The following is a 15,408-nucleotide window of genomic DNA, read 5'->3' on the forward strand; positions in this document are numbered from 1 at the left end:
CGCGCCCCCGCCGGCCCCGGCGCGGGGGCACGGCCCGGCGCCCCGGCGGACCTGGCCGGCCCGTCGGGGCGACCGGGTCCGGGTGGTCCGCCGGTGCCGGGGCCTAGGCGGCTCAGCCGCGGCCCGGGCCTGTGCGGGGTGGTTCGTGGGTGTGCCGGGCGTGGGGGCGGGACGCCACCGCGTCCGGTTCCGGGCGGCCCGTGCGCGAGCTCTGCCCGGGGACCAGCGCCGCCTCGGCGGTGGTGACGCGGGGGAGCGCGTAGGGGTGCTGTTCGGTCAGCCAGCGGATCAACTGCTCGCGGACCGTGACCCGTACCGTCCAGATGTCGTCCGCGTCCTTCGCGGTGACCAGGGCGCGCACCTGCATGGTGTTGGGCGTCGAGTCGGTGACGGCGAGGCCGTAGTCGCGGCCGTCCCAGGCCGGGCACTCGCGCAGGATGTCGCGCAGCTTCCCGCGCATCGCCTCCACCGGGGCGGAGTGGTCGAGGTGCAGGAAGACGATGCCGGTCATCTGGGGGGTGCCGCGCGACCAGTTCTCGAACGGCTTCGACGTGAAGTACGAGACCGGCATGGTGATCCGGCGCTCGTCCCACGTCCGTACCGTCAGGAACGTCAAGGTGATCTCCTCGACGGTTCCCCACTCGCCGTCGACCACCACGGTGTCGCCGAGCCGCACCATGTCGCCGAAGGCGATCTGGAGGCCGGCGAAGAGGTTCGAGAGGGTGGACTGGGCCGCGACACCGGCGACGATGCCGAGGATCCCGGCCGAGGCCAGCAGCGAGGCGCCGGCCGCGCGCATCGCGGGGAAGGTGAGCAGCATCGCGGCGGCGGCGACGACACCGACGACCGCGGTGACCACCCGCTGGATCAGCGTGACCTGGGTGCGGACCCGGCGGATCCGGGCGGGATCGCGGTGCGCGTTCGCGTAGCGGCTGTAAGAGGTCTCGACGACCGCCGTGGAGATGCTCACCACCAGCCAGGCGGCGGCGCCGATCAGGATCAGGGTCAGTGTCCGGCCGATGCCGGTCCGGTGCTCGACCAGGAGCCTCACCTGGTCGTAGGAGCCTCTGAGCAGGGCCGCGAACAGGACGAGCTGGAAGGGGACACGGCCGCGGCGGAGCAGACCCCACAGGGAGGTCTCGCTGTGCCGGTCGTCAGCCCGCCGCAGCAGACGGTCCACGGACCATCCGATGAGGAGGGCCAGCACGACCGATCCACCGACGACGATCACCGGGCGCAGTACGTTCTCCATGCCTGAGAAGCTAACCGGCCACCGGCGTCATGAACATGTGTTCTCGGGGCGGAACGGGGTATCCCAGGGGCTCGTTCCAGGGCACCCCGGCGACTCCGGGGCACCGGAAACTCCACGGCACCCTGGCAAGCGGCCCAAGGCCACCCCGGGGGACGGCCGGAGCGGCGCCGTCGGTGCCGGCTGGCACCATGGAGTCCATGAACATCATGCTCTTTCACTCGACCTACGGCCTGCGGCCGGCGGTGCGCGCGGCGGCGGACCGGCTGCGCGCCGCGGGCCACGAGGTGTGGACCCCCGATCTCTTCGAGGGGCGCACCTTCGAGACCGTCGAGGAGGGCATGGCCTTCAGCGACGGGATCGGCAAGGACGAGCTGCTCAGGCGGGCGGTCCTGGCCGCCGCGCCCTACTCCGACCGCGGTCTCGTCTACGCGGGTTTCTCCCTCGGCGCCTCGATCGGTCAGACCCTGGCCCTCGGTGACGAGAAGGCCCGCGGACTGCTCCTGCTGCACGGCACGTCGGACATCGCCGAGAGCGCGTCGGTGGACGGGCTCCCGGTCCAGCTCCATGTCGCCGAGCCCGACCAGTTCGAGACGGACGACTGGCTGAGTGCCTGGTATCTCCAGATGCAGAGAACCGGAGCCGACGTGGAGATCTACCGGTACGCGGGCGCGGGGCACATCTACACCGACCCGGACCTGCCGGACTACGACGCCGAGGCGGCCGAGGCCACCTGGAAGGTGGCGCTCGGCTTCCTCGATTCGCTGTAGCCCGGGGGACTACACCGGGTCGTACGTCCGCTCCACCGTCTGCGTGCCGCTGCGCGTGCGGTACGAACGGGCCCAGGACGAGGTCGCGTCCGGGTTCTTGCGGTCGGACAGCACGTAGTAGTCCATCTGCGCGTGGTCGGCCGTGATGTCCAGGACCCCGTAGCCGTGCCGGTCGGTGTCGACCCAGTGCACATGGCGGTTGGCCGCGCGGATGATCGGGGCGGCGACGGCGGAGACGACGCCCTCGGGGACCTTGACGATGTCGTCGAGGTTGTCGGACGTCATCGAGGTGACGACGAACTCCGTGGCGGCGGAGGGGGACAGCGGGTACGTGCCGGCGTCCACCGGCACGTCGTTGGCCCAGGCCATGTGGATGTCACCGGTCAGGAAGACCGTGTTGCGGATGGCGTTGGACCGCAGGTGCGCGAGCAGTTCGCGGCGGTCGTCGGTGTAGCCGTCCCACTGGTCGGTGTTGACGGCGATGCCCTCCTGCGGGAGTCCGAGCAGCTTGGCGAGCGGCTTGAGGAGGTCGGCGGAGAGGGAGCCCACCGCGAACGGCGAGATCATCACCGAGTTGCCGACCAGACGCCAGGTGGTGTCCGAGGACTTGAGCCCGGACTTCAGCCAGTCGAGCTGGGCGCGGCCGGTGATCGTACGGTCCGGGTCGTCGACCGAGCCGCTGGCGGTGGACGCCTGCTGCGACCGGAAGGAGCGCAGGTCGAGCAGCGCGAGGTCGGCGAGCTTGCCGAAGCGCAGCCGGCGGTAGGTCGTTCCGGCGATGGCCGGACGGACCGGCATCCACTCGAAGTAGGCCTGCTTGGCGGCGGTCTGCCGGGCCGACCAGGTGCCCTCGGCGCCCTCGGTGTGGTTGACCGCGCCGCCCGACCAGGAGTTGTCGGCGAACTCGTGGTCGTCCCAGATCGCGACGACCGGCGCCTTGTGGTGCAGGGCCTGGAGGTCGGGGTCGGTCTTGTAACGGCCGTGCCGGGTGCGGTAGTCGGCGAGGGTGAGGATCTCGTTGGCCGGGGCGTGGGGCCGTACGACCGTGCCGCGGGTCCCGTACTCGCCGGACTTGTACTCGTAGATGTAGTCGCCGAGGTGCAGCCAGGCGTCGAGGTCGTTGCGGGCGGCGAGGTGGCGGTACGCCGAGAAGTAGCCGGCCTCCCAGTTGGCGCAGGAGACCACGCCGAAGCGCAGCCCGGCCACGGACGCGTCGGCGGCCGGGGTGGTGCGGGTTCGGGCGACGGGCGAGTCGGTGCCGCCGGAGGAGAAGCGGAACCAGTAGTCGGTGGCGGGCTGCAGGCCGCGGATGTCCGCCTTGACGGTGTGGTCGGTGGCGGCGGTCGCGACGGTGGAACCCGTGGCGACGACGGACGTGAACGCCTTGTCCCTGGCGACGGTCCAGCTCACCTCGGTGTCCGGGCCGAGCCCGGAGCCGGGTATCGCCTGGGAGGTGGGCGTCACCCGGGTCCACAGCAGGATGCCGTCGGGCAGCGGGTCGCCGGAGGCGACTCCGTGCAGGAAGACGGGTGCCTCGGCGGCGCGGGCCGGCAGGGCGGCCGCGAGCGGGGCGGCGAGGACGGCGGTGGCGGCCGCGGCCTTGACGACCGTACGGCGGCGCGGGGCGCGGGAGTTGAGGGCGTCCCCGGAGTTGGTTGATCTGAGTCGACTGGTCACGGGCGATGAGGTTACCGATCAGTACAAGCCAAGAGCGGGCGAACTGGAAAAGTTCGCCCGCTCTTTGGCTTTTCGCCGCTCAGATCACTCGGGTCACAGGGGCCGTTCGCGTCACCCCGTCCGCCGCGCCGGGCGGTTGGGGGGAAACGCCGCGGCGCCGGTCAGGCCTTGAGGGCCGCGTCGATCGCCGTGGTGAAGTCGGCGACCGTCATCGGCGCGTTGCCGTCCGAGCCGGTGAGCTTCTTGCCGTTCATCACCAGGCTCGGCGTGCCGGTGACGCCGTCCTTGTTGTCGTCCCACGTCTTCGACATGGCCAGGGCCCAGGCGTCGTACGTGCCCTTCTTGACCGCGTCCTGGAACTTCGCGTTGTTCTTGAGCGCGGGGACGGTGTTCGCGACCTTGATGAGGTAGGCGTCGTCCTTGAACTTGTCCGTCGTCTCCTCGGGGTGCCACTTCGCCGAGTACAGCGCGGCCTTGTAGTCGAGGAAGGCCTCCTGGCTCACGTTCAGCGCGGCGCCCATCGCGCTCATCGCGTTCTTGGAGCCCTCGCCGTTGTCGTGGTTGTCGAGGAACGTGCCGCCGATGTACTGGATCTTGAACTTGCCGGCGTCGAGGTCCTTCTGGACGGTCGAGCCGACGGTCTGCTCGAAGCTGGCGCAGACGGGGCAGCGCGGGTCCTCGTAGAGCTTGAGGGTCTTCTTGGCGGTGTCCTTGCCGATGATGACCGTGGTGCCCTTGGTACCCGTGGTGTTGGCGGGCGCCGCGACGTTCTTGGCGTCCTTCAGACCCTCCCAGTAGCTGGGCTTGTTGTTCTGCACGACGGCGTAGCCGATGCCGCCCGCTATCGCGAGGACCGCGACGAGGGACCCGGCCACGACCGCCTGGCGCTTGACCTTGTCGCGCTTGGCCTGGCGCTCGCGCTCCAGGCGCAGCTTCTCGCGCGCCGCCGTCTTCGACGCCTGGCTGTTCCGCTTGCTCATAGTGGTGTTCTCCATCAGGGACGCGCACAACGTGGTACGCGGAATACGTAAGGGGGACTGCTGGTGCTCAGGGCTGTTCCGGGGAACGTGCGTTCCCGCGCGGTCGCCCGTGCCGGCCGGCTCAGGCGTGAACGGCCCTGAGGGGCGGTCCGCGTCGTCCCAGGGAATGCGTGAACAGGCGGGTGCGGGCGGCGGCGGCCGGCCGGTGCGCGGTGCGCGGCAGCGGACGGGCCGGGGCCAGCCGTACGGTCACCGCGGCGACGGCGAGCAGCAGCGGCCGGAAGGTGGAGGCGGCCACCGCGCGCAGGAGCTGGTCCAGGGCGCGCTCGCCCCGGCGCAGCCACGCGGCGGCGAGCAGGCCGACGGTGACGTGCGCGCCGAGCAGCAGCCAGGCGGCGGCCGGGTCGGCGTGCGCGAGCAGGGCGGCGGCGCGGTCGGGGGCGCCGCCGGTCACCCGGGACAGCGGGGTCCCCACCGTGCCGCCGCAGAGCACGTCGAGGCCGACCGAGCGCAGCGGGCCCGCGACCGGGCCGCCCGCGCTGCCGTAACAGACGTGCTGGCCGGTCGTGAACACGGTGTCGGCGGCCAGTTCCAGCGGGACGAGCAGGGCGGCGATGCGGCCGAAGCCGCGCTCGCGGCCCGCGAGCGCGAAGGAGAGGGCGAAGACGGCGGCGCTGATCGCGGCCACGGTGGTCAGCGGCAGCGGCATCCGGGACAGCAGCACGTGCGACGCGGCGGAGAGCGTCACGACGACAGCCGTGAACACGGCCGCGCGCGCGGCTCTGAGCTGGGTCCCGGATATGTCCATAGCAGAGGTGAGTCTCCCACGCGCTCCCGTAAGCGTCCCCTAAAGGCTTCCTGTGCGTTACGAGAGCGTTGTGGGGCGGGCCGGCCGCGGGTGACGCCCCGTGGCCGGCCGTGTGCTCTACAGGCCCGGGATCCGTCCGTTGCGGAACAGGTCCACGAAGATCTGGTGGTCGGCCCGGGCGCGGCCGCCGTAGCTGTGCGCGAAGTCCACCAGGAGGCCGGCGAAGCCGTCCTCGTCGGCCGCGATGGCCGCGTCGATGGCCCTTTCCGTGGAGAACGGCACCAGGTCCGAGTGGCCGCTCTCGTCGTCCGCCGCCGCGTGCATCGTGGCGGTGGAGCGGCCGAGGTCCGCGACCACCGCGGCGATCTCCTCGGGGTCGTCGATGTCGCCCCAGTCCAGGTCCACCGCGTACGGCGAGACCTCGGCGACGAGCTGGCCCGCGCCGTCCAGCTCGGTCCAGCCCAGCCACGGGTCGGCGTGCGCCTGCAGGGCACGCTGCGAGATCACCGTGCGGTGGCCCTCGTGCTGGAAGTAGCCGCGGATCGCGGCGTCCGTGACGTGCCGGGAGACGGCCGGGGTCTGGGCCTGCTTGATGTAGATCACCACATCGTTCTCCAGGGCGTCGCTGTTGCCCTCCAGAAGGATGTTGTACGACGGCAGGCCGGCCGAGCCGATGCCGATGCCGCGGCGGCCCACGACGTCCTTCACGCGGTACGAGTCCGGGCGGGTCAGCGAGGACTCCGGGAGCGTCTCCAGGTAGCCGTCGAAGGCCGCGAGGACCTTGTACCGGGTGGCGGCGTCCAGCTCGATGGAGCCGCCGCCCGGGGCGAAGCGGCGCTCGAAGTCGCGGATCTCGGTCATCGAGTCCAGGAGCCCGAAGCGGGTCAGCGAGCGGGCGTCGCGCAGCGCGTCCAGGAGCGGGCCGTCGGCGGTGTCCAGGGTGAAGGGCGGCACCTCGTCGCTCTTGGCGCCGGTGGCCAGCGCGTGGATGCGCTCGCGGTAGGCGGCCGCGTACACCCGCACCAGCTCGGTGATCTGTTCGTCACTGAGGGCCTTCGCGTACCCGATGAGGGCCACGGAGGCGGCGAAGCGCTTGAGGTCCCATGTGAAGGGGCCCACATAGGCCTCGTCGAAGTCGTTCACGTTGAAGATCAGACGGCCCTGGGCGTCCATGTACGTGCCGAAGTTCTCGGCGTGCAGGTCGCCGTGGATCCACACGCGCGAGGTGCGCTCGTCCAGGTACGGGCCGCCCCGCCGGTCCTGGTCGAGGTCGTGGTAGAAGAGCGCCGCGGTGCCGCGGTAGAACGCGAAGGCGGAAGCCGCCATCTTGCGGAACTTCACGCGGAACGCGGCCGGGTCGGCGGCCAGGAGCTCGCCGAAGGCGGTGTCGAAGACGGCGAGGATCTGCTCGCCGCGTTGCTCGGCGCTGAGCTGCGGGACCGACATCGCTGGGTGCCTCCTGGTGCAGGTGGTGCATGACATGACAGGGCGGGCGCGCCGCCCCGGGACAAGGGGTCCGTCCACTTCCAACGGACGAAGATACGCGGGAGTGCCCGGGTTCCGGCGGCGAACGCCCACCCGGTTTCCGCGCCCCCGCATGACGGTACGGATGATCCTCCGCCGAGTGTCAGTCCGGCGTCATAGACTTCGACGCTGACCCCCCAGACTGTCCGCAGCCTGTAACCGATGGTTCTTCCTGGAGGCCGAAACCGTGTCGAAGCCGCCGTTCACGCACCTGCACGTCCACACCCAGTACTCGCTGCTGGACGGTGCCGCGCGGCTCAAGGACATGTTCGACGCCTGCAGCGAGATGGGCATGACCCATATCGCGATGAGCGACCACGGCAACCTCCACGGGGCCTATGACTTCTTCCACACGGCGAAGAAGGCGGGCGTCACCCCGATCATCGGCATCGAGGCGTACGTCGCCCCGGAGTCCCGGCGCAACAAGCGCAAGATCAAGTGGGGTCAGCCGCACCAGAAGCGCGACGACGTGTCCGGTTCGGGTGGTTACACGCACAAGACGATCTGGGCGTCGAACCGGACGGGCCTGCACAACCTCTTCAAGCTCTCCTCGGACGCGTACGCCGAGGGCTGGCTCCAGAAGTGGCCCCGGATGGACAAGGAGACGATCTCCAAGTGGTCGGAGGGGCTCATCGCCTCCACCGGCTGCCCCTCCGGCGAGCTCCAGACCAGACTCCGCCTCGGTCAGTTCGACGAGGCCCTGAAGTCGGCCGCCGAGTACCAGGACATCTTCGGCAAGGACCGCTACTTCCTGGAGCTGATGGACCACGGCATCGAGATCGAGCGCCGGGTCCGCGACGGACTCCTGGAGATCGGCAAGAAGCTCGGCATCCCGCCCCTGGTGACGAACGACTCCCACTACACGTACGCGCACGAGGCGACCGCCCACGACGCCCTGCTGTGCATCCAGACCGGCAAGAACCTCTCCGACCCGGACCGCTTCCGCTTCGACGGCACCGGCTACTACCTGAAGTCGACCGACGAGATGTACGCCGTCGACTCCTCGGACGCCTGGCAGGAGGGCTGCGCCAACACCCTCCTGGTGGCCGAGCAGATCGACACGACCGGCATGTTCGAGGCGAAGAACCTCATGCCGAAGTTCGACATCCCGGACGGCTTCACCGAGGTCACCTGGTTCAAGGAGGAAGTCCGGCTCGGCATGGAGCGCCGCTTCCCCGGCGGCGTCCCCGACGACCGCCAGAAGCAGGTCGAGTACGAGATGGACGTCATCATCCAGATGGGGTTCCCGGGGTACTTCCTCGTCGTCGCCGACTTCATCATGTGGGCCAAGAACCAGGGCATCGCGGTGGGCCCCGGCCGTGGTTCCGCGGCCGGTTCGATCGTCGCGTACGCCATGGGCATCACCGACCTCGACCCGATCCCGCACGGGCTGATCTTCGAGCGGTTCCTCAACCCCGAGCGCGTCTCCATGCCCGACGTCGACATCGACTTCGACGAGCGTCGGCGCGTCGAAGTGATCAGGTACGTGACCGAGAAGTACGGCGCCGACAAGGTCGCCATGATCGGCACGTACGGCAAGATCAAGGCGAAGAACGCCATCAAGGACTCGGCGCGCGTGCTGGGCTACCCGTACGCCATGGGCGACCGGCTCACCAAGGCGATGCCCGCCGACGTCCTCGGCAAGGGCATCGACCTCAACGGCATCACCGACCCCTCGCACCCCCGCTACGGCGAGGCCGGCGAGATCCGCGGGATGTACGAGAACGAGCCGGACGTGAAGAAGGTCATCGACACCGCCAAGGGCGTCGAGGGCCTGGTCCGGCAGATGGGCGTGCACGCCGCCGGCGTGATCATGTCCAGCGAGCCCATCGTCGACCACGCCCCCGTCTGGGTACGGCACACCGACGGCGTGACCATCACGCAGTGGGACTACCCCCAGTGCGAGTCGCTGGGCCTGCTGAAGATGGACTTCCTGGGCCTGCGCAACCTGACGATCATGGACGACGCCATCAAGATGGTGAAGGCCAACAAGGGCGTCGACCTGGAGATGCTCGCCCTCCCGCTGGACGACCCCAAGACCTTCGAACTGCTCTGCCGCGGTGACACCCTCGGCGTCTTCCAGTTCGACGGCGGTCCGATGCGCTCGCTGCTCCGCCAGATGCAGCCCGACAACTTCGAGGACATCTCCGCCGTCTCGGCCCTGTACCGGCCGGGCCCGATGGGCATGAACTCGCACATCAACTACGCGGAGCGCAAGAACAAGCGCCAGGAGATCACGCCGATCCACCCGGAGCTGGAGAAGCCGCTCGAAGAGGTGCTGGCGGTCACCTACGGCCTGATCGTGTACCAGGAGCAGGTCCAGAAGGCCGCCCAGATCATCGCCGGGTACTCCCTCGGCGAGGCCGACATCCTGCGCCGCGTGATGGGCAAGAAGAAGCCCGACGAGCTGGCGAAGAACTTCGTCCTCTTCCAGGAGGGCGCCCGCAAGAACAACTACAGCGACGAGGCGATCCAGGGCCTGTGGGACGTCCTGGTCCCGTTCGCCGGCTACGCCTTCAACAAGGCCCACTCCGCCGCGTACGGACTGGTCTCGTACTGGACCGGCTACCTGAAGGCGAACTACCCGGCCGAGTACATGGCGGCGCTGCTCACCTCGGTCAAGGACGACAAGGACAAGTCGGCCGTCTACCTGAACGAGTGCCGGCGCATGGGCATCAAGGTGCTGCCGCCCAACGTGAACGAGTCCGAGCAGAACTTCGCCGCCCAGGGCGACGACGTGATCCTCTTCGGCCTCTCGGCCGTCCGCAACGTCGGCACGAACGTGGTGGAGTCGATCATCCGCAGCCGCAAGGCCAAGGGGAAGTACGCCTCCTTCCCCGACTACCTCGACAAGGTCGAGGCGGTCGCCTGCAACAAGCGCACCACGGAATCACTGATCAAGGCCGGCGCGTTCGACACGATGGGGCACACCCGCAAGGGCCTCACCGCGCACTTCGAGCCGATGATCGACAACGTGGTGGCGGTCAAGCGCAAGGAGGCCGAGGGCCAGTTCGACCTCTTCGGCGGCATGGGTGAGGAGGACACCAGCGAGCCCGGCTTCGGACTCGACGTGGAGTTCACCACCGACGAGTGGGACAAGGTCTACCTGCTCGCCCAGGAGCGCGAGATGCTCGGCCTGTACGTCTCCGACCACCCGCTCTTCGGCCTGGAGCACGTCCTGTCCGACAAGGCGGACGCGGGCATCTCCCAGCTGACCGGAGGCGAGCACGCCGACGGCGCGGTCGTCACGATCGGCGGCATCATCTCGGGCCTGCAGCGCAAGATGACCAAGCAGGGCAACGCCTGGGCCATCGCCACCGTCGAGGACCTCGCGGGCTCCATCGAGTGCATGTTCTTCCCCGCGACGTACCAGCTGGTGTCGACCCAACTCGTCGAGGACGCCGTCGTCTTCGTCAAGGGGCGCCTGGACAAGCGCGAGGACGTGCCGCGGCTGGTCGCGATGGAACTCCAGGTCCCGGACCTGTCGAACGCGGGCACCAACGCTCCCGTGATCCTCACCATCCCGGCGCTGAAGGTGACTCCGCCGATGGTCAGCCGTCTCGGCGAGATCCTCAGCCACCACAAGGGCGAGAGCGAGGTCCGCATCCGGCTCCAGGGCCCGAGCAGGACCACGGTTCTGCGGCTCGACCGGCACCGGGTGAAGCCGGACCCGGCGCTCTTCGGCGACCTGAAGGTGCTGCTCGGCCCGGCCTGCCTGGCCGGCTGACCACCGCGCGGCGAAGGCGGCGGAGACACCGCGGCGGTCACACACAGACGCATCGAGGGGCGCATCCGGTACAGGATGCGCCCCTCAGTGCGTGTCCGGGCCTCAACAGCCCGCGCAGCGGCCTCAGTTGTGGCCGAAACGCCTCTGGTGCTTACGGGCAACATCAGCGGGGCTGCCCTGGGCCTGCGACATCGGCGACTGCTGTGCCTGCGCCGACGACCGCTGGGCCTGCTCCTGCGCACGCTCGGCCTGCGAGGAGCGGTCCTGATGGCCGCCCTGCTTGCGATTCTTGTTCTTGGCCATGGTGATCTGCCTCCTGCGGGGGAACTAGGGGCCAGGGCCGCGACCAGATTCACATAGGCTGACAAGCAGCGCATTTCGTAGAATTACCGTGCGTAATAAGACCTGTCGGCAGGTGTTCATCCGATCCGCCACGCCGAAGATCGAGTTCCGGCCGTTAACCTCCGCACGGTCGGGCAGACTCCAAGGAAGCCCGAAGCAAACCTCCCGGAAAGAGGGTGGATCGCGTGGACCGCTGCATCGTCCTGGTGGACGCCGGGTATCTGCTCGGGGCCGCCGCCAGTCTCCTCGCGGGGGAGCCGTCCCGATCCCGGATCACCGTCGACCACACCGCCCTCATCCAGGGCCTGCGCGAGCGCGCCGAGTCCGACACCGAACGGCCCCTGCTGCGCATCTACTGGTTCGACGGCGCCCCCGACCGCGTACCCCAGCCCGAACACCGCAGGCTGCGCGTGATGCCCCGGGTCACGGTGCGCCTGGGCGCGCTGACCCGCAGTGACGGACGGTGGGCGCAGAAGGGCGTGGACGCCGCCATGCACGCCGAGCTGACCGAGCTCGCGCGCAACCGCGCCTGCTCCGACATCGTGCTGGTGACCGGCGACGGCGATCTGCTGCCGGGCATGATGGCCGCCAAGGAACACGGCGTGGCCGTACACCTGTGGGCCGTGCAGGCCGCGGACGGCGACTACAACCAGTCCGAGGACCTGGTGGCCGAGGCCGACGAGCGGCGGGTGCTCGACCGTGCCTGGATCATCAAGGCGGTCCGCGCCAAGGAGATCGGCGGGATCTGCGCCCCGCCGCCGGTACCGCGCCCCGAGATCGCCGCCATCCTCTCCGCGCCGCTGCCCGAGTCCGCGCTCGCGGCCGCCGCCGAGCGCTCCGCCCAGGAGACCGAGCACCACCAGGCTGCCGAATCGCCGAACGGCACCCAGGAACGAGTGCCCTCCGCCAAGGGAGTCCCCACACCGAAGGACCTGGCCGGACTCCGCGGACCGGGCACCCAGCCCGCCCAGCACCCCGCCAACGCCACACTGCGCTGGTCCTCGGACAAGGGCTGGGTCGACCGGCCCGGTGCCACCACGGAGTCGCCTGAGGCCGCCGCGCTGCCCACGCTCGCCCAGCTCACCTCCGCCGAGCAGCGGTGGGCGGACCGCGAGGAGGACATCACCACGGTCGGCGGCGACCCGTACGAAGTGGGCCAGGTCTTCGCGCGCCGCTGGATGGGGCGCCTCACCGACCCGAGCCATCTGCAGAAGCTGTCGGCGATGTACCCGCGGGTCCCCCACCGGGTGGACGGCGAACTGCTGCGCTACGCCGCCCGCTTCGGCCTGCTCGCGCACAAGGACGACCAGATCGACGAGCACGACCGCTACGCGATCCGCGCCGGATTCTGGCGGGAGATCGACGTCCGCACCGCGACGGAGCACGCGCCCGCGGGGGAGTGATCCCCGGCCCCGCGCAGGGGCCGCGGGAGCCTTCGCCCGGGGCCCGCCACGGCCCCGATCGCATCACGGGGCTCCGGACCACGTACTCTCGTCCTTCGTGAGTACGCGCACGGCACAGACGGCCCCGACGGGACAAAGGGGCGATGTCGTGTGCGCCGTGCGAGGTCTCACCAAGACCTACCCGGCCGTCCGCAGCCGCCGCGGCACACCCGCCACGCCCGAGGTCAGAGCCACCGACGGGGTATGTCTCGACATCCGCCGGGGCGAGATCTTCGGGCTGCTCGGGCCGAACGGCGCCGGCAAGTCCACCCTCGTACGCCAGCTCACCGGGCTGATGCGCCCCGACAGCGGCAGCGTCGAGATCCTCGGACACGACATCGTGCGCCACCCCGAACGGGCTGCCCGCATCCTCGCCTACCTCGGGCAGGAGTCCACCGCACTGGACGAGCTGACCGTGTCCCTCGCCGCCGAGACGACCGCGCGGCTGCGCGGGCTCGACCTCCGCGCGGCACGGGCCGAGCGGGACGCGGTCCTCGACGAACTGGGTCTGACCGCGCTCGCCTCCCGCCCGCTGCGGAAGCTCTCCGGCGGACAGCGCAGGCTCGCCTGCTTCGCCTCGGCCCTCGTCGGGCGGCGCTCGCTGCTCGTCCTCGACGAACCCACCACCGGTATGGACCCCGTCGCCCGGCGCGCCGTGTGGGCCGCCGTCGACCGGCGCCGCGCGGAACAGGGTGCCACGGTCCTGCTCGTCACCCACAACGTCATCGAGGCCGAGACGGTCCTCGACCGTGTCGCCGTCCTCGACGAGGGACGGGTCATCGCCTGCGACACCCCGGCCGGGCTCAAGGAACAGGTCGCGGGCGAGGTGCGGGTCGAACTCGTCTGGCGCGAGAACGCCCCGCTGCACGTCCCCGAGGTCGCCGCGCTGCGGGACCGCGCCGTCGAGTCGGGCCGCCGCTGGACGCTGCGGCTCGCGCCCGAGGAGGCCCGCGCGGCCGTGGCCACGGTCACCGGCGGAGCCGCCTTCGCCGCACTCGACGACTTCACCCTGGCCACGCCGAGCCTGGAGGACGTGTATCTGGCGCTCGGCGGCCACGCGACGCAGGGACTGGTGAAGGCGTGAGTGTCCAGGGCGTGGAATCCGTACGGGAGAGGGGCGTCGTACGTGAGCGGAACAGGACGGCTGCCGACGAAGGGGAGCAGTTCGACGTGAGTGCCGTACCCGCTGGAGTTCTGCCGGGCAGCGCGCTGCCCCTGGCCGAGGACGCCGGCGCGGCCGCGGAGCTGGGGCCGCGGGCGCGGCTGTGGCCCTCGCTGGCCGCCGTGTACCGGGCGCAGCTCTCCCGCGCCCGTGTCGCCAGGATCCCGCTGCTGTTCGTGGCCACCTTCCAGTCCCTCGGCATCATGATCATGATGCGTGGGGTGGTGGACGGAGGCGCCGAGGCGCGGGCCGTGGTCGCCGGCTCCACGGTCCTGGTCGTCGCCTTCGTCGCCCTCAACCTGCTCGCGCAGTACTTCGGGCAGCTGCGGGCGAGCGGCGGGCTCGACCACTACGCGACGCTGCCGGTGCCGCCGGCGGCCGTGGTGCTCGGGGCCGCGGCCGCGTACGCGTCCTTCACGGTGCCCGGCACCCTCGTCACCGCCGTGTTCGGATGCCTGATCTTCGGGCTGCCGCTCGCCCATCTGTGGGTGCTGGCCGCGGTCGTCCCGCTCGCGGGCGCCGCGCTCGCCGGGCTCGGTGCCGCGTTCGGGCTGCTCGCGCCGCGGCCCGAGCTGGCCACCCTGCTCGGCCAGATGGGCATGTCCGCGGCCCTGCTGCTGGGTGTCCTCCCGGCGGACCGGATGCCGGCCCCGGTGCAGTACCTCCGGGACCTGCTGCCCTCGACCTACGGTGTCGAGGCCTTCGCCCGTACCTTCGGGCCGCGTCCCGACTGGGCGGCCGTCGTCGGTGATCTCGCCGTGTGCGGCGCGGTCGGGGTGGTCTCGCTGGCCCTCGCGGCCTGGGCCTACCGCCGTGCCGCCGTGCGCTGACGCGGCTCCGGTGACGCGGCCCACAGCGGGGCCTGGCACGATGGCAGGGTGACCGCTCCGCTGACTCCACCTCCCCCGCCGCACGAACAGTCCCCCGAGGACCGGCGGCAACCGCACCCTGCCTGGCAGACTCAGCCCGCTCCCGGCCCCGCGGGTCACCCCGTGTACCCGGGCGCGTACGAGGTCTCCTACGGACAGGACGGACCCGGCATGAAGACCGAAGTGCGGGAGGCCGCCGTGATCACGGTCACGGTCGCCCTCGCGGGGGCTCTGCTCGGGGTGCTCTGGTCGTGGCTGGCTCCCCATGTGCCGCTGGTCGCGGATGCCACCGCGGTGTATCTGAAGGACACCGAGGGGGAGCAGGCGATCGGCGTCGACGGCACCTTCACCCTGCTCGCGCTCGGCTTCGGAGCGCTGAGCGCCCTGGTCGTGTTCCTCGTGCGCCGGCGCGGCGGTGTGCCCCTGGTGATCGCGCTCGCCCTGGGCGGCCTGCTCGGCTCGCTGCTCGCCTGGCGGGTCGGGATCTGGCTCGGCCCCACGCAGAACGTGGTCGCGCACGCCAAGGCCGTGGGCAAGGGCGTCACGTTCTCCGCGCCGCTGAAGCTCGGGGCCAAGGGCGCGCTGCTCGCGTGGTCCCTGAGCGCCCTGGTGGTCCACCTCGGCCTCATGGCCCTGTTCGGCCCCCGCGACCCCGACCCGTACCAGCAGAAGCCCTACCAGGCCGCGCCGCCGCAGGGACCTCCGGCCGCCTAGGGCCGTTGCCCGCCACGGCATCAGGGTCTGTCGTACCGCCGCGGGGAGTCGGGGGCGGCCGGACGCCGGGGGGCCCGCGGTGCGGTCGGCCCCTCCCCCGACGGGGGGGGGGAGGCGGGTCCGCGGCCGTGGGTGGTAAGGCCC

At 70.9% G+C, this 15,408-nt stretch carries 12 protein-coding genes; 6 read left to right on the plus strand and 6 right to left on the minus strand.

Annotated features, from left to right (window positions below; translation table 11 throughout):
• Positions 1–112 precede the first annotated feature (112 nt).
• Entirely contained in the window at positions 113–1,252 is a 1,140-nt protein-coding gene (locus ACFXGX_RS38510) for a mechanosensitive ion channel family protein (protein WP_384801564.1), read from the minus strand.
• 197 nt (positions 1,253–1,449) lie between these two features.
• Between ACFXGX_RS38510 and ACFXGX_RS38515 the strand changes: the two genes are divergently transcribed.
• Positions 1,450–2,019: a dienelactone hydrolase family protein gene (locus tag ACFXGX_RS38515; protein ID WP_384801567.1), complete on the plus strand. Its 570-nt coding sequence runs from the start codon at positions 1,450–1,452 to the stop codon at positions 2,017–2,019.
• Between the two features lie 9 nt (positions 2,020–2,028).
• Here ACFXGX_RS38515 and ACFXGX_RS38520 read toward each other — a convergent pair whose 3' ends face one another.
• The 4 genes from ACFXGX_RS38520 to ACFXGX_RS38535 all read right to left on the minus strand — a co-directional run bounded on the left by ACFXGX_RS38520 (position 2,029) and on the right by ACFXGX_RS38535 (position 6,930).
• Complete coding sequence (locus tag ACFXGX_RS38520; protein ID WP_384801570.1) at positions 2,029–3,696, minus strand: alkaline phosphatase D family protein; 1,668 nt, start codon at positions 3,694–3,696, stop codon at positions 2,029–2,031.
• A 161-nt stretch (positions 3,697–3,857) separates the two neighbouring features.
• The gene (locus ACFXGX_RS38525) at positions 3,858–4,676 is read right to left on the minus strand and encodes a thioredoxin domain-containing protein (protein WP_384801573.1); all 819 of its coding nucleotides are present in this window, start codon (positions 4,674–4,676) and stop codon (positions 3,858–3,860) included.
• A gap of 121 nt (positions 4,677–4,797) precedes the next feature.
• Positions 4,798–5,484 (minus strand): hypothetical protein, encoded by a 687-nt coding sequence (locus tag ACFXGX_RS38530; protein WP_384801576.1) that lies wholly within the window; start codon positions 5,482–5,484, stop codon positions 4,798–4,800.
• Between the two features lie 117 nt (positions 5,485–5,601).
• A complete protein-coding gene (locus ACFXGX_RS38535; protein WP_384801579.1) occupies positions 5,602–6,930 on the minus strand; it encodes a DUF2252 domain-containing protein in 1,329 nt (442 codons plus the stop codon).
• A gap of 265 nt (positions 6,931–7,195) precedes the next feature.
• On the opposite strand from ACFXGX_RS38535, the gene dnaE reads away from it, so the two are divergent.
• Entirely contained in the window at positions 7,196–10,735 is a 3,540-nt protein-coding gene (dnaE, locus tag ACFXGX_RS38540; RefSeq protein WP_384801582.1) for a DNA polymerase III subunit alpha, read from the plus strand.
• A 123-nt stretch (positions 10,736–10,858) separates the two neighbouring features.
• Here the strand turns inward: dnaE and ACFXGX_RS38545 are convergent, their stop codons facing one another.
• Entirely contained in the window at positions 10,859–11,038 is a 180-nt protein-coding gene (locus ACFXGX_RS38545; RefSeq protein WP_103554547.1) for a hypothetical protein, read from the minus strand.
• 224 nt (positions 11,039–11,262) lie between these two features.
• Between ACFXGX_RS38545 and ACFXGX_RS38550 the strand changes: the two genes are divergently transcribed.
• The 4 genes from ACFXGX_RS38550 to ACFXGX_RS38565 all read left to right on the plus strand — a co-directional run bounded on the left by ACFXGX_RS38550 (position 11,263) and on the right by ACFXGX_RS38565 (position 15,264).
• Entirely contained in the window at positions 11,263–12,480 is a 1,218-nt protein-coding gene (locus tag ACFXGX_RS38550; RefSeq protein ID WP_384801586.1) for an NYN domain-containing protein, read from the plus strand.
• Between the two features lie 148 nt (positions 12,481–12,628).
• Entirely contained in the window at positions 12,629–13,603 is a 975-nt protein-coding gene (locus ACFXGX_RS38555) for an ABC transporter ATP-binding protein (RefSeq protein ID WP_384801616.1), read from the plus strand.
• A gap of 110 nt (positions 13,604–13,713) precedes the next feature.
• Positions 13,714–14,511, plus strand: a complete 798-nt coding sequence (locus ACFXGX_RS38560; RefSeq protein ID WP_384801619.1) for an ABC transporter permease — start codon at positions 13,714–13,716, stop codon at positions 14,509–14,511.
• Between the two features lie 48 nt (positions 14,512–14,559).
• The gene (locus tag ACFXGX_RS38565; RefSeq protein ID WP_384801589.1) at positions 14,560–15,264 is read left to right on the plus strand and encodes an AAA family ATPase; all 705 of its coding nucleotides are present in this window, start codon (positions 14,560–14,562) and stop codon (positions 15,262–15,264) included.
• Positions 15,265–15,408: the final 144 nt, after the last annotated feature.

Source organism: Streptomyces sp. NPDC059371, assembly GCF_042751995.1.
Taxonomy (GTDB): Bacteria; Actinomycetota; Actinomycetes; order Streptomycetales; family Streptomycetaceae; genus Streptomyces.